The organism is Thalassolituus alkanivorans, from assembly GCF_020447205.1.
Classification (GTDB): Bacteria; Pseudomonadota; Gammaproteobacteria; order Pseudomonadales; family Oceanobacteraceae; genus Venatoribacter; species Venatoribacter alkanivorans.
The window spans coordinates 78,881-104,468 of record NZ_JAJAEL010000049.1 but is presented as its reverse complement, the minus strand read 5'-3'; the positions used below and the strand labels follow the sequence as shown (position 1 = coordinate 104,468).

The window sequence follows — 25,588 nt, the reverse complement described above, 5'->3', positions numbered from 1 at the left end:
CAGAGATTTATTATTGTGTTTGCCTGCCCCACCACCTCAGAGGCAGACTGATATGACAGCAGAGTGTGCCAACATTTCCCGCCGGTGCAAGCTTTCCTCATTCAGGATATGTCAGTGTCCGCTGTGTCGGACGCTCTGGTGGTTATATTTTATACAGAAGGGCCAATCAGGCTGCCGTTGAGACTCTGCTACAGACCGCATAACGGAGATCGAGAGCGTTATCAGTAGAGGCGACCTTGTCCACTCTAAGAACTAGAACGCTTTTGCTGTGGAGCAGTAAAACATAGCGAGGAACGAGCGAAGCTCAACTGTCCTAGCCGCGCAGGAGCGTTCATAAACTGATTATTGTGAATCTATTTATCACAATAATCTTGCAACCTATCTATTGAGGCCATTGCATACTTTTTTTCATATTCCGATAGCTCTTCAGCCCGAAATAGCATCTCCGGCAAATGTTCACATGCTTTCAGATTAATCAGTGCTTTGATACTGCTTATGACAAGTAGCTCCCTTTTTGAGTTAAGATTATTTAAGAATTTAGCTTTAAATAGTCTTATTTTTTCATCTTCGAGAAGTGACACAAAAACTATAGAGGGCTTTGGATACTGACTCATGCGTCTGGCCGCAACAAGTTCCGTTGTATAATATCTAACCTGAAGATTCTCATCCGAAAGGGTGTTTAGCAAATGATCTGCGTTACGCTGAAGTAGGTCTAAGTATTCCTGAGATGGTTCAGCGCCATTATCTGTATAGTATCCCTTCAGACCATAAGCAGACTTCTCTCTTACAGAGCTATCAGAACTATTCAGACCTAAAAAATTGTTTAACATCCAACTCGAGGGTTCTGCAAGCGAAGCAATAGAAATAGTTAAAATTGCGAATAAAAATAATTTTTTCACACTAACCTCAAGTCATAACACTGCCAACAGCGGCCGAGCGCAGCGAGGTCCGGTCCCGTAGGGTCTATGCTGCGTGGCTTTGTTTGCACATTTTAATTAGCAAATATTAATTGTGTAAAGATTGTGTGCTCTACGAGCCGTTCGGATTGCAACCCCAGGGTAATGTTTATTAAGTACAGCGAGTAATTTTTCTCGAAAGTCGTCGCTCATTCGCTCGCCAAAAATAACTTCTCTTATGGCGCCAGTGGAAAATGACCGCATTATCGGTTCTTTATCACAACATCGTGTGGGAACCAGTAATCGTCGCTCACGCTCATAGCTCCATTCAGAAGGCTTAACAGCAAAAACGTACTGCCAAATCTCGCGCATTTTTTCAACCGCTGATGCGCCAGTCTTTTCGTAAATAGGAATCCACTCTTTTTCATCCGCCTCCCCTAAATGCTCAATACGCGTTTCGGTTTCCTCAATAGCTACTTGGCGATACCACTCTTGATCGTGCGCAATGGCATACACAAAGCTATCAACGGTAGGCGGCGCGTCAGTGTATTCTACATCGAGTAGATACGCTTCTGGCTCTGACTTTACTACAGCATCTTCGTCGAATACGATGCAAAATCCACGAAGCCCATCGGCGTAATGTGGCCACATTAGGAGATTTTCTCGCTGGGAGCCAAAACACGCGATACGCATCTCTTCTCTCATTTCTTTAAACGGTGGCTGATAATTCTGACATTCATCAAAATATGCAATCACGTCCTCATCATCGGGGCGAGCTCCTGACATTCCCCACGCCGCTAATGCGGCAGCAAATCGCTCAGGTTCCTTTTCAGCGTCAGGAATTCCCTCATAGATATTGCTCCAGAATTCAAAAGGATCATTGTAAGCCGCGTAGTGCTGACAAAAAATCGCTCCATTTTCAAGGTTTGAGATGGAATAATCAGAGGGCCAACAGAATTTTAATAACTCTTTTTTTGAAAGATCCATTCTAATTCCGAGCTCAGTAAGAGGTTCTATAAGTCATCAAGCTGCATAACTGCTCATTAGTGTGCATGCGCATTTATTCCGGGCGATTCTTTCGAGAAACCCCGCATAACTTATTGACCAAACTGAGAAATCGTCCATAACTCAAAAATCCCTTCCAGAAAAGCGCGCATGCCTGTTAATTCCGGTTTTCTGTGCGGCTAACTTTACACTTCAGCTTGTAAACCGAAGCGCAATCTATTGATTCATTTGGCATTTACGTTACTACCCTCTGGCAAAACGGGCAAGCACGAATGCAAAGCGTGCAAATATCGCGGCTGAAAGCCGCTCCCACACTGTGCTTGCCAGGTAAATTGAATTTTCTGATTTTGTCGCGGATAAGATCCGCTCCTACAAACGTCACCTGATTTAATATGCGGGGCTGCAGACAGTCGAATACAACCTCCATTGCAGATATCGCGGCTGCAAGCCGCTCCCACACTGTGCTTGCCGGGTGAGCTGAGCCTTCTGATTTTGTCGCGGATAAGATCCGCTCCTGCAAACGACACCTGATTTAATATGCCGGGTCGCGGATAGTCGAATGCAACCTCCATTGCAGATATCGCGGCTGAAAGCCGCTCCCACACTGTGCTTGCCGGGTGAGTTGAGTCTTCTGATTATGTCGTGGGTAAGATCCGCTCCTGCCCTCTGCCTTCTGCCTTTCGCCTCAAAATAACCATCTGGTTATATCCTTGACCCGCATCAGTACCTTCCCCCAACAGGCCGCTATCATCCCCGGCTGGCATGCCAATAAGGCGGCCGTTACAAGCCATAGACGTAACAACCACTAAGCTTATTCCAAACGGTGCTTAGAACCGAAAAAAACCTTCTTGTCCGAAATAACACAGTTTTGGGATAATGCGCGCCCATTTTTTAATATCGACGGTACACATGTGCTGCGGAGCCATTGATGACTGACTATCTGCTGATTCTGGTAAGCACCATTCTGGTCAACAACTTCGTGCTGGTGCAGTTCCTCGGTCTCTGCCCTTTTATGGGTGTATCCAACAAGCTGGAAACCGCCATCGGCATGGGCGCGGCTACCACCTTCGTGCTGACGCTGGCATCGGTGTGCAGCTATCTGGTGTACACCTACCTGCTGATTCCGCTGGATCTGGCCTATCTGAAAACCATCAGTTTTATCATGGTAATTGCCGTGGTGGTGGGCTTTACCGAGATGGCCATCCGCAAAACCAGCCCGCTGCTGTACCGTGTGCTGGGTATCTTTTTACCGCTGATTACCACCAACTGCGCGGTACTGGGTGTTGCCCTGCTGAATATCAAACGCGACAACAGCCTGGTCGAATCCATTCTTTATGGCTTTGGCGCTGCCGTGGGTTTCTCGCTGGTGATGGTGCTGTTCGCCGCCCTGCGTGAACGTGTGGCGGTCGCCGACGTACCTAAGCCTTTTCAGGGCTCTGCCATCGCTATGCTCACTGCCGGATTAATGTCGCTGGCGTTCTTAGGCTTTACCGGTCTGGTCAGTATTTAGGAGTTTTCATGTCAGCTGCACTCTGGACCATTGTTATTGCGGTCGGCCTGCTGGCCGTTCTGGCGGTTATTTTTGGTGCCGTTCTGGGTTTTGCCGCCATCCGTTTTAAAGTGGAAGGCAACCCGATTGTCGATCAGATCAACAACCTGCTGCCGCAGACCCAGTGTGGTCAGTGCGGCTATCCGGGTTGTAAGCCTTACGCCGAAGCCATTGCCGGCGGTGAAAAAATCAACAAATGCCCGCCCGGCGGCGAAGGTACGATTCAGTCTTTGGCCGATCTGCTCGGCGTAGAGCCTGAGCCGCTGGACGCCGAACACGGCGCCGAAAAAGCCGTACCCACCGTTGCCTTTATCCGCGAAGACGAGTGCATTGGCTGCACCAAGTGCATTCAGGCCTGTCCGGTCGATGCCATTCTCGGTGCCGCCAAACAGATGCATACCGTCATCGCCGATGAATGCACCGGCTGCGATCTGTGTGTTGAGCCCTGCCCGGTCGACTGTATCGATATGATTCCGGTCAGCGTCGATAAATCCAACTGGTACTGGCAGGCCCCGACCTCAGGCGTTGAACTGATTGCCACCGACCGTCATCACCACCTGGCCGGAGACGCCGCATGACCAACCTGATTCGCCTGCACAATTTTGATGGCGGTATTCATCCGGCAGAAAACAAAGCCCAGTCCACCGCCACGCCGGTACAACAGGCCTGCCTGCCAGCCGAACTGGTACTGCCGCTGCACCAGCATATTGGTGCCGCCGCCAAGCCACTTGTGAAAGCCGGTGACCAGGTATTAAAAGGCCAGCTGATTGCCGCCGCCGATGGTTTTGTCTCGGTGCCGCTGCACGCGCCAACCTCAGGAACCATCGCCGCCGTTGAGCCGCGCGCCGTGCCGCACGCTTCCGGCCTGCAGGAAGACTGCATCGTGATTATTCCCGATGGTGCCGAGCGCTGGATTGAACACCAGAGCCTGTATCAGCAACTGGGCCTTGAGCATCTGAACGATATCAGCCCGCGCCAGCTGACCGAGCATATCCGCCAGTGCGGTATTGCCGGTATGGGCGGCGCCGGTTTCCCCACCGCCGTTAAACTGAGCACCGGCCAGCGCGAGATTCACACCCTGATTCTGAACGGCGCCGAGTGTGAACCGTACATCACCGCCGATGACATGCTGATGCGCGAACGCGCGTCTGAAGTCATTCAGGGCGCACAGATTCTGCTGCATATTGTTGGCGCCAAAGGCTGCATGATCGGCGTTGAAGACAACAAACCGCAAGCCATTGCCGCCCTGAATACCGCACTGGTTGAGCTGGGTGAAGAGCACCATATCGACGTGGTGACCATTCCCACCAAATACCCGTCCGGTGGTGAAAAACAGCTGATCAAAATTTTAACCGGCGAAGAAGTCCCGGCCGGTGGCATTCCTGCCGACCTCGGTCTGGTCTGTCAGAACGTCGGCACCGCTGCGGCCATTTACCGCGCCGTCGCCTTTGGCGAGCCACTGATTTCGCGCATCACCACCTTAACCGGCGATGCGATGCAGCAGCCCGGCAACTGGGAAGTCTTAATCGGCACCCCGGTCAGCCACCTGCTGCAACTGGCCGGCTATCAGCCACAAAAGCGCGAACGCGTGATTATGGGCGGGCCGATGATGGGCTTTGCCCTGCCCGGTCTGGATCTGCCGATCACCAAAACCAGCAACTGTCTGCTGGCACCGACCGAAAAAGAATTACCGCCCAACGATATCGCTATGGCCTGTATCCGCTGTGGCATGTGCGCCGATGCCTGTCCGGCCGACCTGCTGCCTCAGCAGCTGTACTGGTTCAGCAAGAGTCAGGAGTTCGACAAGGCTGAACAGCACAATATTTTTGACTGCATCGAGTGCGGCGCCTGCTCTTACGTGTGCCCGAGCCATATTCCGCTGGTGCAGTATTACCGTTACGCCAAAGGCGCCATCCGCGAAGAACGCGCAGCCCAGGCCAAGGCCGAACGCGCGCGCCAGCGCTTTGAAGAGCGTCTGGCCCGTCAGGAACGCGAAGTCGCCGAAAAAGAAGCCAAGCGTAAAGCCCGTGCCGAAGCGGCGGCCAAAGCTCAGGCGGCCAAGCCTGCCGTCGCCGCAGACAGTGCAGCCGCGACAAGCAATGCGCCTGCAGCTGACGGCAACGCCGAACTGGAAAAACTGCAGAAGCAGTTCGATGCCGCGCAAAGCGCACTGGCGAAAACCAAAGAAAAACTCGAAGCCGCCCGTGCCGATGAAAGCATGGCCGACAAAGTGCCGTTATTTGAAAGCGCGCTGAACAAGACTCAGGACAAAATCAAAGACCTGGCCAAACAGCTTGCGGCCGCGAAAAAAGCCGCCAAAGCCGCACCGGTAGCAGCCTCTGCTGCAACGACCGACACCGACAAAGGTGACCCGAATTCGCCGGAGCGCTTAAAGCGTAAATGGGAAACCGCTCAGGCACGACTGGATACCGCACTCAAGCGTCTGGCCGAAGCCAAAGAACAGGGGCTGGATACCGTTGACGCGCTGCAGACCGGCGTCGACAAACAGCAGGAACGGGTGAATGAAGCCAAAGCGGCTTACGATGCGTCTGTCGCTGATGGCGCTGCGGCCGGTGCGACTGTCGGTGGCAGCACTGCGCCTCAGGCAACAGGCGCTCAGACTGCTGACAATAGCGCCGCCGATCAGGCCGCCAATATCGAAGCGCTGAACAAGAAGATCCTTGCCCAGCAAGACCGGGTGGCAAAAATGCAGGAGCGTCTGGATATGGCCAAAGCCGAAGGGCTGGACACCGTAGATGCCCTGACCCTCGGCGTACAGAAACAGCAGGATAAACTATTGCAACTGCAACAGGAGCTGGCCGCCCTTGCGCCGGCCGGCACAACATCGAACGAGGCGTCCTGACCATGGGTTTGCTGACCTTATCTTCACCCCACACCCACGGCCCGAACAGCACCAGTAAGGTGATGGCGACGGTGATTCTTGCCACCCTGCCGGGTCTGGCGGTGATTACCGCCCTGTTTGGCTGGGGCACCTTTATTAATGTGCTGCTCGCCAGTGCCACCGCGGTTGCGAGCGAAGCGGCCATTCTCAGTATCCGTAAGCGTCCGCTGGCGTTTTTCCTGAAAGACAACACCGCACTGTTAACCGGTGTGCTGATTGGTCTGGCCCTGCCGCCTTTTGCCCCCTTCTGGATTACGCTGGTTGCCACGGCCTTTGCCATCGTCTTTGCCAAGCAGCTGTATGGCGGCATGGGCAACAATCCGTTTAACCCGGCGATGGTCGGTTATGCGCTGGTGCTGGTGTCGTTCCCGGTACAGATGACCACCAGCTGGGCGCTGTCAACGCAGATGTCCGGTCAGGCGACACTGGGCTTTGCCGATACCCTGCAGGTGATTTTTGCCGGTTCCGCCAGTCTGGCCGATGGTTTCAGTGGCGCTACGCCGCTGGATGCTTACAAACACCTGATTGCCAAAGGTACCGCCGACAGCGTGCTGGCCGAAGCCACCTTTAACGGCTGGCTGAACGGCGGCTGGGAATGGGTTAACCTGGCGTTTCTCGCCGGTGGTCTGGTGCTGATCTGGCGCCGCATTATCAGCTGGCATATTCCGCTGGCGATGCTGGTATCACTCAGTCTGTGCTCGCTGATGCTGGGCTGGGATGAAGATATGTACACCCCGCTGTCGCTGCATCTGCTCAGTGGTGCCACCATGCTGGGGGCCTTCTTTATTGCCACCGACCCGGTGTCAGCTTCCACCACGCCACGCGGCAAACTGATTTACGGTGCCGGTATCGGTATTCTGCTGTACGTAATCCGCACCTGGGGGGCTTACCCGGATGCCGTGGCCTTTGCCGTGCTGCTGATGAACTTTGCCGCACCCTTTATTGATGCCTACACCCAGCCGCGGACCTATGGTCACGCCAAAGCCAAACGCGGCCTGCCGCCAAAACAACGCTGAGGAGCGGCCATGAACGATTTACTGCAATCTATCCGTCGCAATGCCATTGGTCTCGGCCTGTTTGCCATGGTCACCGCCGGAGCCATCGCGGTGGCTCAGGTCGGCACCAAAGAGCGCATTGAGCACAATATCCGTATGGCTCAGGCCAAAGCGCTGAATGAAATTGTGCCGGCCGGCAGCTACGACAACGACCTGCTGACCGATGTCATCACCGTCGATAAACGCTTTAACCAGCAGTTGCTTGGCCCCTTGCCGGACGATGCCCAGATTCATCTGGCGCGCACCAATGGCCGGGTTAACACCGTGATTCTGCCGGTGGTTGCTCCGGATGGTTACACCACCCAGATTGCCGTACTGGTCGGCGTGCATGCCGACGGCAGCATTGCCGGCGTACGGATTATTGAGCACAAAGAAACACCAGGACTGGGCGATAAAATCGACCGTAAAAAATCCGACTGGGTACTGGGCTTTAACGATAAAAGCCTGAATAACCCGCAAGCAGAACGCTGGGCCGTAAAAAAAGACGGTGGCGATTTTGACCAGTTTACCGGCGCGACCATTACCCCGAGAGCGGTTGTTAAAGCGGTAAAACTGGCGCTGAAATTTTTTGAATTACATAAAAACGAACTGCTGGGACAACGCCTGACCGAACCCCAGAATTCAGGCAGCGGAGAATAATGATGGCAACGAAATCCCTGCGCGATATCAGCCTCGACGGCTTATGGCATAACAACCCCGCTCTGGTGCAGCTTTTAGGCCTGTGCCCGCTGCTGGCGGTGACCGGCTCGGTGGTGAACGCCCTTGGTCTGGGTCTGGCGACCATGATGGTGCTGGTAGGCTCGAATTTTTCTGTGTCCTTAATCCGCAACCACGTCCCCGATGCCGTGCGTCTGCCCGCCTTTGTGATGATTATTGCCTCCTTTACCACAGTCGCAGAGCTGGTGATGCAGGCATTCACTTACGAGCTGTACGAAGTGCTGGGTATCTTTATTCCGCTGATCGTTACCAACTGCGCCATTCTTGGCCGTGCCGATGCCTTTGCCTGTAAAAACCCGATCATTCCGTCGGTGGTTGACGGTTTTACCATGGCGCTGGGCTTTACCATCGTGCTGATTATTCTCGGCGCGATGCGCGAAATTCTCGGTCAGGGCGTGATTTTCTCCGATATGCAGCTGCTGTTCGGCCCGGCTGCCGCCAGCTGGAAAATTGAACTGGTAAAAGACTACCCCGACTTTTTATTCGCCATTCTGCCACCCGGCGCCTTTATGGCGATGGGTCTGTTAATTGCGCTGAAAAACATCATCGACGATAAGCTGAAAGAAAAAGCCGAAGCGCAGAAAGCACCGGTTGAAGCCGGCAGTAAGCGGGTGCGGGTGACCGGTAAAATCAGCTGAGAACGACTGAATATAAAACAATAAAAAACACCGCTACGCCGGTGTTTTTTATTGCCCATTATTATTCCGCCAATACTCTGCACAGCAGTTTCTCGTTCCTACGCTCTGCGTGGGAATGCAACTGTGCCAGCAAGGGGCTACCACGCAGAGCGTGAGAGCCAGGTGACGCCGGTGTTTTTTCTTCTCGTTCCTACGCTCTGCGTGGGAATGCAACTGCGCCAGCAAGGGGCTACCACGCAGAGCGTGGGAGCCAGGTGAAAAACAGTAGTCGATGAATGCTGCAGTATTGTTTAAAACGACATCCCCTCACACTCACCTTCCGGCCAGGAAGCCTGCTGCATGGGTAAAAATTCATCCTCACTCACTGCTCCATACAACAGATCACTGAAAAACGCGGTATGCAGCCACAACTGCTCCTGCTGCCAGCGCAAACCTCCCGGCAAGGTAACGGCATCCTGCAACGCCAGCCACTGGCATTCGCCGTCTTCATAAACCTGAAGCTCCATGCTCTGGCCCTGAAGCCTTATATAAACCCAGGTCTGTTCAGCACTCTGTAGCTGCCAGACGCCCTGAAACTGCTCGCGCAGGAGTGCCAGCGGCAGGTTACTGTTCCAGTGCCCGGCCGCATTCAGACGCCAGATAACCTCTGGTGAGCTCTGCCTCTCAGAATTGTTGCGCAACCGCCCGTTCAGCTGGCGTATAACCCGGCCGTACTGGCGCATCGTCAGCTGAAAACGGACACCGGCAGCATCAACATCCTCCTCTGCTGTTTCGGCAACAAGCTGCAGCGCAATACGGTAATCACCCGGCGCCAGCTGATGGTCGATATGCAACCGCTGACGTACCGCGGAGTGCTCACTGGCATCAGTCTGTTCCAGCCAGACAGGAAGGGTTTCGCCAAAGGGATGGGTCGGGCGGATGATTTCACCGGAAGGCGCCATCAGCCACAACTCAGAAGCGGTACTGCCCTGCCAGGACAATTCAATGGTTACGGCGTCCTCATGCCCGGCAACAGAAGTACTGACAGCACTTGCAAGAACACTGACACTCAGCAGTACAAACAGACAGCCAAGACAGGCCGAACGGTAATATCGCAGGCTAATCAATCGCACAGGTCACTCCTTTGCCGGTACGAAAACTCCTGCCGAACTTAGCGTGCCAACGCGATGGCCGCTATTGGCTGCGATTAATTTCAACCAATATTCCTAAGCCTGCCTTAATAGCAGGCTTAATGGCCACCCAATGACGGTCTGACAGCAACGCACCATCAGACAGCCAGGGCAAAGCCCGCCGTACTGGGCAGGCCGTACGATTCCGGTATAATGCCGCCCGCTTATTGCCACTCACGGCAACAGGCTTTGATATTTGACCGTATTTTTCACCCCTGCACCGGATTTACGTTCCGGCCAGCCGAGGACATTATGAACACTCCTGCTACAAGCCCTTACGTCGTTTGTGCGATGTATAAATTCGTTACCCTGGATAACTTCGAAGACCTGCGCCAGCCACTGCTGGATGAAATGCTGCGTCTGGATGTAAAAGGCACCCTGTTACTGGCCGCCGAAGGCATTAACGGTACCGTGGCCGGTTCGCGTGAAGGCATCGACGCCCTGCTCGATTACCTGCGTCGTGATGAACGCCTGAAAGACATCGATCATAAAGAATCCTACGACGATGACATGCCGTTTTACCGCACCAAGGTAAAACTGAAAAAAGAAATCGTAACCCTGGGTGTTGAAGGCATCGACCCGAAACGCGTGGTGGGCACTTACGTAAAACCAGCCGACTGGAACGCCCTGATTTCTGATCCCGACGTGGTGCTGGTCGATACCCGTAACGACTACGAAGTGGAAATCGGTACCTTTAAGGGCGCCCTCGATCCACGCACCAAAACCTTCCGCGAATTTCCGCAATACGTGAAAGAAAATCTCGACCCGGAGAAAAACAAAAAGGTTGCGATGTTCTGCACCGGCGGCATCCGCTGTGAAAAATCCACCGCTTATTTAAAAGAGCAGGGTTTTGAAGAGGTGTATCACCTCGAAGGCGGTATCCTGAAATATCTGGAAGAAATTCCGCAGGAAGAATCCCTGTGGGAAGGCGAATGCTTTGTGTTCGACAACCGCGTCACGGTGAATCATCAGCTGGAAAAAGGCGATTACGACCAATGTCACGCCTGTCGCCGGCCAATTACCGAAGCCGATAAAGAACACGAGCATTATGTGCCCGGTGTCAGCTGCCATCACTGCCATGACGAGTTCGACGACGCTCAGCGCGAACGTTTCCGTCAGCGTGAACTGCAGATGCAATTAGCCAGACAGCGTGGCGAAGAGCACCTCGGCAATGATCTGGCCTCCGTTATTGAAAAGCGCCGTCAGGAAAAACTGGCCTTAAAAGAACAGCAGCGTAAGCGCAGCTGATTCCCTTGCGAGCCTGTTTATTGTGATAAACAGGCTCCGCCCCCTCTCCTTCCCGAATATTTCCCGCTACAAATCCCGCCCAATCCTCCGCCCAATCCTCTGCTAAGCACTCCTGCTGAAGATGGCTGCCGATTTGCTTTTCCCGCGGATTACTCTGTTCCTCGGGGCAATCATTGAGCCAGCCCGGAAATCCGGCTAATTTCAGGCCTCAACAAAAAGCACACAGCGATAGCGACTGACCAGACTCCGCTCAGGGAATACATAATGAAAATAATAAAGATGCCGCAGGGATTGCACGAAGTATTTGGTGAACAGCAATCAGCCGCCGAAATAGTTGCCACGCTGATGTTTGCACTGGCCGGCAGTGCTGTCATGTATTTTGGCCTGTACCAGCCAACACATCCCGGAGTTAGCTGGATGACCGCGCCTGGAATGCTTCTGGTGGCCGATGTTTTCGCCGGTTGTGTCGCTAACTTTACCCACGGCACTAACCGTTTTTACGCCGGGCGCCCAAAGGGCCGGCTGATTTTTATTCTGATTCATGTGCACATACTGGCCATCGCCTGGCTTCTGGGGGCGCCATTTGAATACGCATTACTTACCTGGATATACACCATCGCAGCCGCTCTGATTATTAACCAGCTGCAGGGACATAAACTGCAGACCTTTTTTGGGGCCTTTTTAATGTGTATCGGTCTGTTAGTGCTGATTGCCCTGCCAATACCGGCCTGGTTTCTGCTGTGCTGCGTATTTTTTATGGTGAAGGTGGTGTTCAGTTTTGCGGTTAATCATTACCCGCAGTAACGCGCAAAAAAAAGGCAGAGGTAGCGTTCACCACCTCTGCCCAAAGCGTCTGATTTTTTTGGCCTTTAACCGGCTCAGGCCAGCCTGTTTATTCAGGCCTGCTCGGTTACCTTAACCTCAGTACGTAACTGCACGGCAACAGCCACCATGGCTTCCAGCGCCGGAATCACTTCTTCCCAGCGGCGGGTTTTCAGGCCGCAGTCCGGGTTCACCCAGAGATTTTCCGCAGCAACAACATCAAGCGAGTCACGCAGAATAGTCAGCATCGCGTCAGTGGCCGGAATATTCGGGCTGTGAATATCGTAAACCCCCGGGCCAATGCCATTGTTGTACGGCGAGCTTTTAAGGGTTGCGAGTAATTTACTGGCCGAGCGCGCGGTTTCCAGCGTAATGACATCGGCATCCATGCCCTGAATAGCCGGCAGAATATCGTCAAAGTCGGCATAACACATATGGGTATGAATCTGGGTGGCTGCGGCCACACCGGTCACACTGAAACGAAAACTGTTCACCGCCCATTGCAGGTATTGTTTATGCGCTGCTTTACGCAGTGGCAGGCCCTCACGCAGCGCCGGTTCATCCACCTGAATAATACGGATACCGGCACGTTCCAGATCCTGTACTTCGTCACGCAACACCGCCGCCAGCTGATACGCCGTCGCCGACCAGGGCTGGTCATCACGCACAAACGCCCATTTTAAAATAGTGACCGGACCGGTGAGCATGCCTTTCATGCGCTTATCGGTCTGGCTCTGGGCAAATTCGCTCCAGCGCACGGTCATTGGCTGCGGACGTTCAATATCGCCATAAATAATCGGCGGTTTAACGCAACGCGAACCATAACTCTGCACCCAGCCATTGGCTGATACTGCAATGCCCTCCAACTGCTCGCCGAAATATTCCACCATGTCGTTGCGTTCGGCTTCGCCGTGCACCAGAACATCCAGACCAATCTGTTCCTGTACCCGGATGGCATGGACGATTTCGGCTTTTAAACCATCTTCATATTCCGCCAGTGTCAGCTCACCCTGTTTAAAACGACGACGTAACTGGCGGATTCCACTGGTCTGCGGAAAAGAACCAATAGTGGTAGTCGGGAACAGCGGTAATTGCAGTAATTCCTGCTGTAATGCCGCGCGCTCGTTAAAAGGTAAATCGCGCTGCCAGTCGAACGCTGCAGCATCGGCGGCCCGTTGTTTTACCGCGGCTTTATGCACCGCGGTTGAGGTACGGCGCGCCTGAATGGCATCGGCCTGCGCCTGCCAGGCGGCAGAGCTGAGCACGTCGCTGTTATTTAATGCATTGCGCAGCAATACGCCCTCTTCCAGTTTTTGCTGAGCAAACGCCAGCCACTGGCCAACGCCATCCGGCAGCTGATGTTCACCGGCAGCGTCATAGGGCACATGCAACAATGAACAGGAAGTGCCCAGCCATAAACGTTCGCCCAGTTGCTGCTTGGCTTCCAGCAAAGATTCACGGATCGCATTTAAATCGGAACGCCAGATATTGCGCCCATCAATAACGCCGACCGACAACACTTTATAAGGCCCGATACGATCAAGCGCCGGTGTCAGCTGTTCCGGTGCACTGACCAGATCCAGATGCACACCCTGTACCGGCAGATTCAGCGCCAGGCTGAGGTTGTCTTCCAGACCATTGAAATAGGTAGTCAGCAGCAGATTCAGGCCATTATTACGCAGGGTGTGATACGCCGGTTCAAACGCCTGCGCCCAGTCCGACGGTAAATCGAGGGCTAAAATCGGCTCATCCAGTTGCAGCCAGTCGATGCCTTCGGCTTTTAACAGGGCAAATAATTCGGAATACAGCGGCAGTAATTTAGGCAGCAAACTCAGGCGATTGCTGTTGTCCAGACTTTTGCCCAGATACAGATAACTCAGCGGCCCCAGTACCACGGCTTTTACTTTCGGATACACCGCCCGCGCGGCACGGATTTCTTCCAGCAGTAATTCCGGCTGCAGGCGGAATTCATCCTCTGCCCGGCATTCAGGCACCAGATAGTGATAGTTGGTATCGAACCATTTGGTCATTTCGCTGGCATGGCTGGTACAGCCACAAGGGGTACGGCCACGGGCCGCCAGAAACAGCTGGTTCAGCGCATCGTCGCCATGGCGCGCGCGCTCGGGCAGGTGGCCAAACAGATAGCTGGTATTGAGCACATGGTCGTAAAGGGCAAAGTCACCTGCGGTAATAAAATCGGCGCCCGCCTGCAGCTGACGTTGCCAGTTGGCCAGACGCTGGGTATGTGCCACATCCAGCAGTTCCTGCTGTGTGCTGTTACCGGCCCAGAACGATTCCAGCGCCCATTTGAGTTCACGTTGCTGACCGACGCGCGGAAAGCCAAGAGTATGAAAAAGTGTCATCGTTATATCTCAATGATTGAATGATTTTCACATTCTGGCCAAATTCAATCATGAGATAAAACGATGATTTCTAATACAAAGTTGAATTTATTTAATAGATAAACTCATCAGTGTCTCAGTCGCGCGCGCTCAAACACTGATATCCGTCCGGCACTTTACGCATCACCAGCAGCACCTGGCCGACATGAATCCCCCATTTGCTCATGCGGGTTTCGTTAATCACCACGCCGTCGGCGACCTGAAACATCCAGTCGTCCATATCCAGGTCGAGAGTATCGCCGGGCTTGCCATAACGTAGGGTGTAGGCCATCTGAATGCTGTTACCGGCATGCTTCATGGTGGTCGGCTGCGGCACATCCGTGGCGCTGGCGTGATAACCGCCGGTGCCATTGGGCGTCAGCGTCCAGACGCGGGTTTCCTCGACGGCGGCCGCACCGGGTTCATCATAAAAGTAAAAAACTTCATCAAGAGTGCCGGTTTCAGAACCACTGCCCTGATCTTCCCAGCTGGCAAGAATACGGGCATTAAACTGGCGGATCTGTTTACCAGAGCGGTCACGCACCACCCCGTCGGCACAGATAGTGCCGTCAAAAAAGGTGCGCGGATCAAGCAGCGGAGCACGCCCGGCGTACTCATCGACCTGCACGCCGGCACAGCCTGTTAACAGAGCACTGGCTGCCAGCAGCAGAGCGGCGGGAAACAGTCCGCGGGAAACGACAACGGGTCTGGACTCGGATAAATTCATAAATCCTCCTGAAAACCTATACAAATTACTGTACAGAATTATACAAAGAAGCATTGGTAGCAATAGCTCAATTCTGTTGCGGCTGATAAAAAACCCAGTAGACTGGCGCTCAACATAGTCTGTCAAAGCGCTTTCTATCATGCCCCGCCTCGAAATCTTCGCCGAAGATCATATGCAGTATGCCTATGGCATTTACCTTTTTACCGCGAAACACCCTTTGGTCCGCAAACTGAAAAAAGTGGCTAAGCCAAGCGTCCACGGCCATAAAACCTGGTCGTCCAGTTTTCTTTTGATGGACTGGCTGAGCAGCAACCCGCTGGCGAAAAACACCCGGGTACTGGAGCTTGGCTGTGGCTGGGGGCCGGCGGCGGTCTATTGCGCCAGCCAGCAACAGGCCAAAGTGACCGGTCTGGATGTCGATGACAGCGTATTTCCGTATCTGGATATGGTGGCTGCCGCAAACGATGCCAAAGTGCGTCCGTTACACGCATCCTTTAACGATATGAAAGGTCAGAATCTGGCGAAATTCGATTGTATTATCGGTGCCGATATCTGCTTCTGGGATGAAATGGTCAGCGATTTACTGCGCCTGTTTAAACGCGCAAAAAAAGCCGGCGTTAAACAGATTATTCTGGCCGATCCGGGGCGTTCAACCTTCGATGAATTAACCAATCGTTGCGAAAAACTCTGGCCTGCGGCCTTTACCTACGAGCATTGGTTTGCCCTTGAGCCGAACCGTTTTGAAGGACGGTTGATGATTCTGGATTTCAGCAAACTGTAAGCACCAGCAGCCAGGCATAAAAAACGCCGCACTAACCAGGTCAGCGCGGCGTTTTTTATTTACGGCAGAACAATTACACCCCGGAGGTATTCATCAGCCAGCCAATCAGCAGTACCTGCGGCACGGTAATCAGCGGTAAAAACAGCGCAATTTTCCAGCTTCTGGTGGTGTTTTGCAGCGCCATAATTTCAGTGTAATCGGTAGCGGCTCCGGCCATCAGGAAGGTAAAGGCATTGCCCGGCGCCGCCGCGCGGTTAAATAAATCGGCGGCAATCGGACTGGAGCCTTCGGAGCAGACTTCAATAATGGTCGTGGCCAGCAGCGTCATTAACAATCCGGTAAAGCTGGCACCAAACCAGATGCCGAAGCTGTCTTCCGGCACAAAGGCACGCACCAGTGCAATTAACACCACACCAAAGAATACCCAGCGCAACACCATTTTGGATTCTTTAAAGCCCTGCCAGAACATCTTTAACAGCGACGGTACTGACCAGTCGTGAGCTTTCCAGGTACTTTTCAGCGTCGGCATAAAAGCCACCTGCTGAAATTCGCCCTGATTCGGATTGACCGGCAAGGTACCGCGCTCAACCAGTCGATCAAAAATCCAGCCGCTGATCCAGGCAATCAGCAGAGAGGCGGCAATAAATAACAACGTCCATTTAAGGCCTATCAGTCCAATCAGAATTAACGTCAGCGTTAAAGAATTCCATGGACTCGCAATCAGGAAAGCCATCACCTGACCGATACTGGCGCCACGTTCATACAGCTTCATCGCCACCATTAAAATGCCGTGGTTACACAGGTCGAGCAGCAAGCCGGCCAGCGTCGCGCGGAATAATCCCCGCTTACTGCCGCCCCTCCCCAAAACCGACATCACCAGCTCACGCGGAATACGCCCCAGCAAGCCAACAAAGAACGAGGCGGTCAGAATACCCCACCACATGGCGTTAACCATTTCATACGAGGTATGCAGCATCACGCCCAGCCAGGGCAGACTGCTGTCAGGCTGATGGCCCAACAATAAAAAACCGATATAGCCCAGCACCACAAAACTGCCGCAGCCCCATAAGATCCAATCGATGCGGCCTTTTTCTGCCGGCGGACAGCAACCGCCTGACTCACCGCTTTCGGTACCACAGGAAGCTGCCACTGCGGACGTGCTGCCGCAACACGAACTCTCAGCGACTTTCTCTTCAGCCGCACAACATGAGGCCGGCTTTACCGATGCTGATGTTTTCGCACTGCCGCAACATGAGCTTTCGCTGCTATTTACTTCCGAGGCACAACATGACACTGGCTCTGCCGATGTTTTCGCACTGCCGCAACACGAACTCTCAGTTGCTTTCGTTTCAGTTTCTTTCGTTTCAGTAGCGCAGCATGAGCCCTGCTCAGCTTGCTTTGATTCTTTATCACTGCCGCAGCAGCTCTTTCGTTCCGTATCAGTCATGCTGAGACTCTCCCCGACTTCCACAACGTTCACTCAGGTGCACATCGGCACCTTCTATCAAATGACAAATATGTTCTCCACAGGGGACACAATCAGGTTGCTCTGCCCACTGCTCAACCGCCCGTTCCATCCGTTCTACCAGTGCCTGCATTGCCGCCAGACGGGCCCTGGCCTCTGACAACCGGGGTTCGATCAGCTGACGTACTGTAGGACAAGGCGACTCCCCCTGTTCTGCCGCCTGCAGCATGGTCTGGATATCTTCCAGAGTGAAGCCCAGATCCCGCGCCTGCAGAATAAACCGCAGACGTTTGTGCTCCGCCGCGGTGAAGTGATGATAACCACTGTCGTCTTTGCCAGGTTTCAGCAATCCAATCCGCACATAATGGCGGATGGTATTGGCATTTACCTGCTCGCGTCTGGCGAGTTCCAGTACCCGCATAGTCTTCTCCTGCCCGAACATACTTCAGTATTAGCGCAGCTTAAACCTTTGAGTAACTCACAGGTCAAGTGGTGTTTTCAGCCGTTTTCCGTAAATTGTCATCCCATAGCCGGATACAGATCAGAAAACGGCCTGAAAAAACCGCAGGTTACGCATTTTATCGCGCCGCTTCGGCTATGCTTTTAAAGTCAGTGACGAAACCATCTGCATAGTCGGCCAACCGCACTGAGGGTTCGTAACAGACCTAAATGAGACTGTCCATGCCACAGCACCCGGCCGGACAACCAGACAGAGACCTTATGTTTTCTATCCGTCAGCTGTTTCTTTTTCTTTCGATCATTTTTATTGCCCTGCTATTCGCCGGGTTACTGTTGGTGCGCTGGCTGTGGTTTTATCCGGCCGAACTGAACACGGCACTGGAAACGCAGAAGAACGAAATGTTCAGCCTCAACAGTGTGCTGGAACTGAAGAAAGAAACCCTGGCAACCTTTGTCTCCGACTATGCCAACTGGGACGATACCTGGCATTACGTTCAGGAACCTTATAGAGAATACATCGCCACTAATTTTACTGACACCACCTTCGAATCACTGAAGCTGTCCGGTGCCCTGCTGCTCAATAATCAGCGTGAGCCTGTCTTTAATCTTGAATACAACAGTGAGTCATCGCTTGTAACCAGCAACAGCACACGTCTGCTTTACTGGTTGCAGCAGGGTGGCGTTGAACATCTGAATGACCAGCCAACAACGCTGTTTCAGAGCATTGATGAATCACCGTATCTGTTAGCCATCAGCCCGGTAATGCACTCCGATAATTCAGGGCCAAGGCAAGGCTGGCTTATTTTTTTCCAGTTGCTCGATGACGACATATTATCTGTCTGGAAACGGATTACCCGCATTCCGCTGATGCGGACAGACATATCGCAGAATGCCGTCGACCTGCTCACCAGCCCCGAGGACGCACAGACATTTCATGACCGCTGCCTGATGTCACCGGAGCAACAGCCGGTGTACTGTTTCCGCATTCATCATCAGCAGGAACTGCCGCAATTCCTCAGTTCCAATGTCATCACAGCCTTTCTGCTGATTGCGCTGATTCCGGGCATTATTTTTATTCTTCTGGTTCATTTACTGATTACTCCAATCCGTAAAGCAACCGATTTGCTGGAGTTAAATAATAAAGACGGCATGCTGCGTCCGGTGCTGTTCACCACACCACTCCGCATCCGTGAGTTACGCCAGCTGCGCGATACCTACAACCAGCTGGTATATACCGCCCGCCAGCAACAGGCGCGTCTTGAACAGCTGTCCAATACAGATCGGCTGACCAACATTCCCAATCGCCGTGCCTTCGATGACGCATTGGAATCCACCTGGAAACGCCTGAAACGACATAAACAGTCCGCGGCCTTAATTCTGGTGGATATTGATTATTTCAAACGCTTTAACGACCACTATGGTCATCAGGTGGGTGATGATGCGCTGCACCGCGTTGCCCAGGCGTTAAAAGGCTGTGCCAAACGTACCGATGAAATTACCTCGCGCTTTGGCGGCGAAGAGTTTGCGCTGATTTTATATATTGATGATGCCAACAATCTGGATGCGGTACGCCACAGAATCCGCGAGAGCATCCGCGAATTGAATATCCGCCATGAACACTCATCGGTCAGCAAACAACTGACCATCAGTTTTGGTATTGCATGGATCCGGGAATCCGGCCCGTGGCTGGAAAATATGTCAAAAGAAGAATGGTTAAGAGCGGCAGACGCCGCTCTCTACGAGGCCAAAGCTTCCGGGCGTAACTGCAATATGCTGCAGATTATTACCCCGGAGATGCCTTTTACAGAGTCACCTGTATGGCAGCAATCACCCGATTAGCCTTATCTTTCGCCGCCTGAATACTTTCATCACGGGCCAGCGCCACGCCTAAACGGCGCTTACCGGATACCTCAGGCTTACCGAATAAACGCAGCTGGGTATGAATTTCAGCCAGCGCCTTATCCAGACCGGAATACTGCATCGTGGTGGATTCACCCGCCACCAGCAGCACCGAGGATGCCGATGGACCATGCTGCTGAATATTCGGAATCGGCAGACCCAGAATCGCCCGCGCATGCAGGGCAAATTCGGATAAATCCTGTGAAATGAGTGTAACCAGCCCGGTATCATGCGGGCGTGGTGACACTTCACTGAAAATCACCTCATCGCCTTTGACGAACAGCTCAACGCCAAACAGCCCCAGTCCGCCCAGATCATCGGTCACCACTTTGGCAATATGCTGCGCTTTCGCCAGTGCGGCTTCCGTCATCGCCTGCGGCTGCCAGGATTCCTGATAATCACCGTCTTCCTGGCGATGGCCAATAGGCTCACAGAAACTGGTCACCGTATTGCCGTTGCTGTCTTTATGGCGAATGGTCAGCAGCGTGATTTCAAAATCAAAGTCGACAAAACCTTCAACAATCACTTTGCCCTTGCCGGCGCGGCCGCCTTCCTGCGCATAAGCCCAGGCGCGGGCCAGCTCACTTTGCTCACGCACAAAGCTCTGTCCTTTGCCGGAGGAACTCATGATCGGCTTCACCAGACACGGCAAACCAATGGCTTCTGCCGCTTTCAGGAAATCCTCTTCGTTATCGGCAAACTGATAACTTGAGGTCGGAACCTTGAGCGTTTCCGCCGCCAGACGACGGATGCCTTCGCGGTTCATGGTCAGCTGGGTGGCGCGGGCGGTCGGGATAATCCGCACACCTTCCTGCTCCAGCTCGGCCAGCGTTGCGGTAGCAATGGCTTCGATTTCAGGCACCACCAGATGCGGTTTTTCCTGTTCGATGACCGCACGCAGCGCTGCGCCATCGAGCATATTCACAACATGGCTGCGATCAGCCACCTGCATCGCCGGTGCATTCGCATAGCGGTCAGCGGCAATCACTTCACAGCCCAAACGCTGCAGTTCAATTACAACTTCTTTGCCCAGCTCGCCGGCACCGCACAGCAGCACCCGGGTGGCTGTCGGAGAAAAAGGGGTTCCCAGTGTTGTCATGGTGTTGTCCATCAGAAAGAAAAGAAGTGGCCGGTCAGTCGGCCTTTACGGGGGTAAAATTCATCGCATCCTGCTCGCGCGCTGCCACTTTTTGCAGTACAGCCCGGCGCTCGTCATCACTGTAGCGTCCCCAGCGGCTGATTTCTTCGCCGCTGCGGTAACAGCCGACACAGACATCATTTTCATCCAGCGCACAGATACTCACGCACGGGGAGCGGACCGGAGTCGTCACAGTTCAATCTCCTGCAGTTGTTCGCGGTAGCGTTTGGCATTGTGCACGTAGTGCGCGGCACTGCCTTCCAGCATTTTGCATTGCATCTCGTTCAGCTGGCGCTTAATCACCGCAGGCGACCCTACGACCAGAGAACCATCGGGAATTTCCATATTTTCCGGCACAAGCGCATTCGCACCAATAATGCAGTGCTTGCCGATTTTCGCGCCGTTCAGCACCACCGCATTAATACCGATCAGCGAATAATCGCCAACCGTACAGCCGTGCAGCATGGCATTATGACCCACAGTCACGCCCTTACCCAGCGTCAGCGGGATACCTGAGTCGGTATGCAGCACCGCGTTATCCTGCACATTGGAATGCTCACCAATGGTGATCAGATCGTTATCACCGCGGATAACCACACCAAACCAGATGCTGCTGTTGTCGCCCAGAACAACACTGCCGATCACTCTGGCGCCGTCGGCAACAAACACATCCTGTCCACGGGTCGGACGACGCTCGCCCAGCTGATAAAACATAGAGTTCTTCCTATACCTTGTACGGAATATCGCAATCCCAGAGATGATTCATCATCTCCGCAATCATCATGGCGGTCAGCCCCCAGATGTGGAAGCCATTGAAATCGTAACTGGGAATGCGGATCTGACCGCGCTCAAAATAACGGCTGGGCGGCAACTGAAAATGACTTAACGGAACTTTAAATACCGCATCCAGTTCACCCGGATTGGCAATCAGCGGTTCTTCCGGTGGAATAAGCCCTAACACCGGCGTTACCAGATAGCCGAAGCGTGATACCACCTGATCCAGCTCCCCCAGAACCCTGACACGGTTGCGTGCCAGTGCCACTTCCTCTTCAGCCTCACGCAGTGCCGTAATAATAATGTTCTGATCTTCCGGGTCACGCTTGCCGCCAGGAAAGGCAACTTCTCCCTGATGGGTCGATAAATGCACGGCCCGGCGGGTTAACACCACCTGCGGCTGCTCTTCGTCCGTGAGGGCAACCAAAACACCAGCTTCAGCCAGATCGGGTTGCTGCACTTTTCGTGGCTGATGTTGCTGCAGACGCAGCTGCAGATAGTCGAAGAGCGGAGATGAATTCATAACGTCATTGTAATGTCTGGATGAAAAGCGAGCCAGTACTGCTCTGGCTTACGTTACAAATAAGGGATTTTTTATATTTTTTAGTCATTAAAAGCTCCGACTATTGTATGAATCCTCACAGGAGGATCATCACAACCACTCTCAGATCGTTTACTTAACACTCTGTTTTTAAACGATTTAAGCCATAGAACGTTATCTATCCTGAGCATTTTTATTAATTAATTCAGTCATTTAGCCGGCTTCTTCAGACGGACAAAAGGATTCTGTCACATCTTGTAATTCGGTAGACTAAAACCAGAGAAATGCAAACAAAAACCTGCACGGAGTGCCTGTTGTGCAACTGCCGCCCTTTGATGAACTGAAACAACTGGCCAATCACAATCCGGAAGCTCTGGAAGCGTTGCGTCAGCAACTGATCGAGCAGACCATTAACAGCGCAGGTGAAGATTTCCGCCGCCGTCTGCGCGGCCTGCAATTTCAGATTGATATGGAACGCCAGCGTGCCAGTAATCCATTATCGGCCTGCCTGCGCATGTCACGTATGATGCACGAGCGTCTGCACTGCATGGTCGAGAGTCTGAATTTCAGTGATGACAGCAACGCAGATGCACTTCTCAGCCGCAACACAGCTAATAACGCTGGTGTTGCCAATGTTATCCCTTTTCCGTTCCGGGCCAGTTCCTGAGTCAGTTATACTCGGCCAGGGTCTGTTAACATTAACTAAGCAGGCCCTAGTTTTTATTCAGCGGCCGGACATCCCATGAAATACTGCAGCCATTGCGCCAGTGAACTTACCTTTATCATCCCTGACGGCGATAACCGCCCACGGTTTGTCTGCCCCGCCTGCAACGCCGTTTTTTACCAGAATCCACGCATAGTGGCCGGTACGCTGCCGGTTCATAAAGGGCAGATACTGCTCTGCCGCCGCGCCATCGAACCACGCCGTGGTTTCTGGACCCTGCCAGCGGGCTTTATGGAAAACGGCGAAAGCACCGAGCAGGCCGCTTTACGTGAAACCTGGGAAGAAGCCCGCGCGGTCGTACAGCTGCAATCCCTGTTCAGCATGATCACGGTGCCGCATATTGATCAGGTACATATATTCTTTCTTGCCGAACTGGAAAAAGCAGAATTTGCTGCGGGCGATGAAAGCCTGGAGGTAGCCCTGTTTCATGAAGACGACATCCCCTGGAAAGAGCTGGCCTTTCCTACCGTCAGCAAGACGTTAAAACGCTATTTCGCCAACCCGTCAGCTCAGCAGGCAACCCACGTATTTGATATCGATATATCACAGGCTCTGACGAAGGGGTTGTAGTGAAGGGATTGCAGCAACCGGATTTATAAGGGCGCCAGCTGCCATACATCGTATGCTGGCTCTTCGTATGGGTGCGCCACTTTCAGAGCCTGAACGGCGGCGGCGATCAACTCATCCGCACAGACCATTTCCACACGGTATTCCTCGACCTGCTCCAGCTGACCGGCCTGCCCGATAAAAGGATTGGCCGCCGCTGATGGGCGGAACTGACCGATGCCTGCAACCTGCCAGCAGCATTCCTGATATTCACCTATTTTTCCTGCACCGGCAGAAAAGACAGCGTCCTTCACCTTTTCAAGATCCGGCGCAGGCACATAAAACACCAGTTTGTACATTATTTTTCTTCCTCTCGATAATTTAGTCAGTTGCCAGTAATGGTCTAGGCTTGAATATAACGTCCGTCATGCCGCCATCTACTAAGGAAATTTCATGAAGGGTAATAGCCAGTCCATTCAGCATAAAGTTTACTTTGCTTTAGGCAGTATCTTTTTGCTGGTCCTCATTGTTGTTATCAGTGTTGCAGTATCCGCTGAGCGTAAAATGAGCTCAGATATGGTTCATGCCCAACTGCGGGATAAAGCTTCAGGCTATCTCGATACCATGAATATGCTGATGATATCCGGCGCGATATCAAACCGCGAATTGGTACGCACCAAGCTGCTGTCCGACAACAATATTGTCGAAGCGCGGATGCTGCGCAGCCCGAAAATTGATGCACTGTATGGTAAGGGGCTTGATCACGAGTATCCCCTTGATGAACTCGACCGGCGGGCACTGGCCGGCGAGGAAATTCTTATTGAAAACGACAGCAAAGACGGCCACACCCTGACCTTTCTCACCCCGGTTCTGGCCCATGAGGATTACCGCGGCACCAATTGCCTCGGCTGCCATCAGGCCAAAGAAGGTGATGTCCTTGGTGCCATCCGTATCAGCTACTCGCTGGACGAACTTGATGGCCATATTTTCAACAACATGCTCAAGATGGGACTGATTCAGGCAGCCATGTTTATTGCCGCGTTGATTATTCTTTCCCTGCTGCTGCGCAAAGTCATTATTTCGCCGGTGCGCCGTATGCACCGCACACTGGATCAGATGGAACGCAAATCCGATCTGACGCAACTGGTAAAAGTCGACAGTGCTGACGAAATCGGCCGCACAGCAATGGCCCTCAATAAAATGATTGAGCGCTTCTCTGACTCGCTGCGCCAGGTGGTCAGTTCTTCCGGCGAACTTGAGGACGCGGCGAAAAATATCAACGTGTCGTCCAGCCAGTCACTACAGGCCGCCCAGTCACAAAAAGCGGAAACCACACAGATTCAGCATGCCATTGAAGAGCTGCACGAAAGTATCCAGCTGGTGATGGCCAACGCGGAACAAAGCAGTCAGGCTTCTGCCGAGGCCAAGGTTGTCGCCCGTAACGGCGTGATTAAAACCGATCAGGCATCGGCCAGTATCAGCAACATGAATACCGCGATTCAATCAACCGCAGAGGTAATCGCATCGCTTGATCAGCGCAGCAATAATGTTGGCGGCGTATTGGGTGTTATTAAAGGCATTGCCGAGCAAACCAACCTGCTGGCGCTGAACGCAGCCATCGAAGCTGCCCGGGCCGGGGAATCCGGCCGCGGCTTTGCCGTGGTCGCCGATGAGGTACGCACCCTGTCGCAGCGCACACACGAGTCGACCCAGGAAATTGAAAGTATGATCGAGCAACTACAATCAGAAGCACGTCATGCGGTCGATTCCATGCACAATGCACAGAGCATTGCCGAAGAAGGCATGGAGCGGGTAAACGAGGCGGCCAAAGCCCTGCACAGCATGACCGAGCACGTTGACCGTATGAGCAGCCTGAACGACGAAACGCTGAAACGTATGCACATGCAGGTCGAGGTCGGACGTAATGTGAGTCAGGGTATTGAAAGTATCAGCAGCCATTCCCTCAACACCTCACAGAGCGCCGAGCAGACCACCGATATTGCCAAGCGTCTGGTGAACATGGCCAACCACCTCAGCACTCTGGTGAAGAAATTCCGCCTCTGACCCGGGCAGATGTCTCCAGAAAATAACAACGCCAGAAACAAAAAAGCAGCCAATGGCTGCTTTTTTGTTTCTTTTTATGAGTGCAAAT

The 25,588-nt window shown here is 53.1% G+C and carries 25 protein-coding genes; 13 read left to right on the top strand and 12 right to left on the bottom strand.

What is annotated here, in order from left to right:
* Positions 1-353 precede the first annotated feature (353 nt).
* Both LGT44_RS18620 and LGT44_RS18615 read right to left on the bottom strand, forming a co-directional pair.
* Positions 354-899: a hypothetical protein gene (locus tag LGT44_RS18620; protein WP_230331937.1), complete on the bottom strand. Its 546-nt coding sequence runs from the start codon at positions 897-899 to the stop codon at positions 354-356.
* A 96-nt stretch (positions 900-995) separates the two neighbouring features.
* Positions 996-1,883, bottom strand: coding sequence for a DUF2971 domain-containing protein (locus LGT44_RS18615; protein ID WP_230331936.1), 888 nt, complete (start codon positions 1,881-1,883; stop codon positions 996-998).
* 946 nt (positions 1,884-2,829) lie between these two features.
* On the opposite strand from LGT44_RS18615, the gene rsxA reads away from it, so the two are divergent.
* From rsxA to LGT44_RS18585, 6 genes are read left to right on the top strand one after another with little or no spacing between them, the layout of a single operon-like run.
* Complete coding sequence (gene rsxA, locus LGT44_RS18610; protein WP_145468997.1) at positions 2,830-3,411, top strand: electron transport complex subunit RsxA; 582 nt, start codon at positions 2,830-2,832, stop codon at positions 3,409-3,411.
* An 8-nt stretch (positions 3,412-3,419) separates the two neighbouring features.
* Positions 3,420-4,028 carry an electron transport complex subunit RsxB gene (gene rsxB, locus LGT44_RS18605; protein WP_230331935.1) on the top strand — a complete coding sequence of 203 codons (609 nt, stop codon included), beginning with the start codon at positions 3,420-3,422 and terminating at the stop codon, positions 4,026-4,028.
* A complete protein-coding gene (gene rsxC, locus LGT44_RS18600) occupies positions 4,025-6,313 on the top strand; it encodes an electron transport complex subunit RsxC (RefSeq protein ID WP_230331934.1) in 2,289 nt (762 codons plus the stop codon). Before rsxB ends, rsxC begins: the two co-directional genes overlap by 4 nt.
* Positions 6,314-6,315: 2 nt before the next feature.
* Positions 6,316-7,368 carry an electron transport complex subunit RsxD gene (gene rsxD / locus LGT44_RS18595; protein ID WP_225691896.1) on the top strand — a complete coding sequence of 351 codons (1,053 nt, stop codon included), beginning with the start codon at positions 6,316-6,318 and terminating at the stop codon, positions 7,366-7,368.
* Between the two features lie 9 nt (positions 7,369-7,377).
* Entirely contained in the window at positions 7,378-8,046 is a 669-nt protein-coding gene (gene rsxG / locus LGT44_RS18590) for an electron transport complex subunit RsxG (protein WP_230331933.1), read from the top strand.
* A 2-nt stretch (positions 8,047-8,048) separates the two neighbouring features.
* Positions 8,049-8,762, top strand: coding sequence for an electron transport complex subunit E (locus LGT44_RS18585; RefSeq protein WP_145469001.1), 714 nt, complete (start codon positions 8,049-8,051; stop codon positions 8,760-8,762).
* A 290-nt stretch (positions 8,763-9,052) separates the two neighbouring features.
* Here the strand turns inward: LGT44_RS18585 and LGT44_RS18580 are convergent, their stop codons facing one another.
* On the bottom strand, positions 9,053-9,874 hold the full coding sequence (locus tag LGT44_RS18580) for a hypothetical protein (RefSeq protein ID WP_230331932.1): 822 nt from the start codon (positions 9,872-9,874) through the stop codon (positions 9,053-9,055).
* 309 nt (positions 9,875-10,183) lie between these two features.
* Here LGT44_RS18580 and trhO point away from each other — a divergent pair, with 309 nt between their 5' ends.
* Together trhO and LGT44_RS18570 are read left to right on the top strand one after the other, a co-directional pair.
* Positions 10,184-11,179, top strand: coding sequence for an oxygen-dependent tRNA uridine(34) hydroxylase TrhO (gene trhO, locus LGT44_RS18575; RefSeq protein WP_145469003.1), 996 nt, complete (start codon positions 10,184-10,186; stop codon positions 11,177-11,179).
* Between the two features lie 264 nt (positions 11,180-11,443).
* Positions 11,444-11,983 (top strand): hypothetical protein, encoded by a 540-nt coding sequence (locus LGT44_RS18570; protein ID WP_230331931.1) that lies wholly within the window; start codon positions 11,444-11,446, stop codon positions 11,981-11,983.
* Positions 11,984-12,075: 92 nt separating this feature from the next.
* Here the strand turns inward: LGT44_RS18570 and metE are convergent, their stop codons facing one another.
* Positions 12,076-14,364 (bottom strand): 5-methyltetrahydropteroyltriglutamate--homocysteine S-methyltransferase, encoded by a 2,289-nt coding sequence (gene metE, locus LGT44_RS18565; protein WP_230331930.1) that lies wholly within the window; start codon positions 14,362-14,364, stop codon positions 12,076-12,078.
* Positions 14,365-14,479: 115 nt separating this feature from the next.
* Entirely contained in the window at positions 14,480-15,109 is a 630-nt protein-coding gene (locus LGT44_RS18560) for a DUF3833 domain-containing protein (protein WP_230331929.1), read from the bottom strand.
* 139 nt (positions 15,110-15,248) lie between these two features.
* On the opposite strand from LGT44_RS18560, the gene LGT44_RS18555 reads away from it, so the two are divergent.
* Complete coding sequence (locus LGT44_RS18555; RefSeq protein WP_225691889.1) at positions 15,249-15,890, top strand: class I SAM-dependent methyltransferase; 642 nt, start codon at positions 15,249-15,251, stop codon at positions 15,888-15,890.
* A gap of 73 nt (positions 15,891-15,963) precedes the next feature.
* On the opposite strand, the gene LGT44_RS18550 is transcribed toward LGT44_RS18555, so the two are convergent.
* Complete coding sequence (locus LGT44_RS18550) at positions 15,964-17,040, bottom strand: permease (protein WP_230331928.1); 1,077 nt, start codon at positions 17,038-17,040, stop codon at positions 15,964-15,966.
* A gap of 289 nt (positions 17,041-17,329) precedes the next feature.
* The gene (locus LGT44_RS18545; protein WP_230331927.1) at positions 17,330-17,776 is read right to left on the bottom strand and encodes a MerR family transcriptional regulator; all 447 of its coding nucleotides are present in this window, start codon (positions 17,774-17,776) and stop codon (positions 17,330-17,332) included.
* Between the two features lie 260 nt (positions 17,777-18,036).
* On the opposite strand from LGT44_RS18545, the gene LGT44_RS18540 reads away from it, so the two are divergent.
* Positions 18,037-19,653, top strand: a complete 1,617-nt coding sequence (locus LGT44_RS18540) for a sensor domain-containing diguanylate cyclase (protein ID WP_230331926.1) — start codon at positions 18,037-18,039, stop codon at positions 19,651-19,653.
* Here the strand turns inward: LGT44_RS18540 and purT are convergent.
* From purT to LGT44_RS18520, 4 genes are read right to left on the bottom strand one after another with little or no spacing between them, the layout of a single operon-like run.
* Complete coding sequence (gene purT, locus LGT44_RS18535) at positions 19,616-20,812, bottom strand: formate-dependent phosphoribosylglycinamide formyltransferase (RefSeq protein WP_225691885.1); 1,197 nt, start codon at positions 20,810-20,812, stop codon at positions 19,616-19,618. The genes LGT44_RS18540 and purT overlap by 38 nt on opposite strands.
* A 34-nt stretch (positions 20,813-20,846) precedes the next feature.
* Positions 20,847-21,044, bottom strand: a complete 198-nt coding sequence (locus LGT44_RS18530) for a DUF1289 domain-containing protein (RefSeq protein WP_145469012.1) — start codon at positions 21,042-21,044, stop codon at positions 20,847-20,849.
* A complete protein-coding gene (locus tag LGT44_RS18525; RefSeq protein WP_225691884.1) occupies positions 21,041-21,565 on the bottom strand; it encodes a gamma carbonic anhydrase family protein in 525 nt (174 codons plus the stop codon). Before LGT44_RS18525 ends, LGT44_RS18530 begins: the two co-directional genes overlap by 4 nt.
* Positions 21,566-21,575: 10 nt before the next feature.
* Complete coding sequence (locus tag LGT44_RS18520) at positions 21,576-22,148, bottom strand: CoA pyrophosphatase (protein WP_145469014.1); 573 nt, start codon at positions 22,146-22,148, stop codon at positions 21,576-21,578.
* 334 nt (positions 22,149-22,482) lie between these two features.
* On the opposite strand from LGT44_RS18520, the gene LGT44_RS18515 reads away from it, so the two are divergent.
* Both LGT44_RS18515 and LGT44_RS18510 read left to right on the top strand, forming a co-directional pair.
* Positions 22,483-22,833, top strand: coding sequence for a DUF3135 domain-containing protein (locus tag LGT44_RS18515; RefSeq protein ID WP_230331925.1), 351 nt, complete (start codon positions 22,483-22,485; stop codon positions 22,831-22,833).
* A gap of 75 nt (positions 22,834-22,908) precedes the next feature.
* On the top strand, positions 22,909-23,460 hold the full coding sequence (locus LGT44_RS18510; protein ID WP_230331924.1) for an NUDIX hydrolase: 552 nt from the start codon (positions 22,909-22,911) through the stop codon (positions 23,458-23,460).
* Positions 23,461-23,483: 23 nt separating this feature from the next.
* On the opposite strand, the gene LGT44_RS18505 is transcribed toward LGT44_RS18510, so the two are convergent.
* A complete protein-coding gene (locus tag LGT44_RS18505) occupies positions 23,484-23,795 on the bottom strand; it encodes a Nif3-like dinuclear metal center hexameric protein (protein WP_230331923.1) in 312 nt (103 codons plus the stop codon).
* A 94-nt stretch (positions 23,796-23,889) separates the two neighbouring features.
* Here LGT44_RS18505 and LGT44_RS18500 point away from each other — a divergent pair, with 94 nt between their 5' ends.
* Positions 23,890-25,500 carry a methyl-accepting chemotaxis protein gene (locus LGT44_RS18500; RefSeq protein WP_145469018.1) on the top strand — a complete coding sequence of 537 codons (1,611 nt, stop codon included), beginning with the start codon at positions 23,890-23,892 and terminating at the stop codon, positions 25,498-25,500.
* Positions 25,501-25,588: the final 88 nt, after the last annotated feature.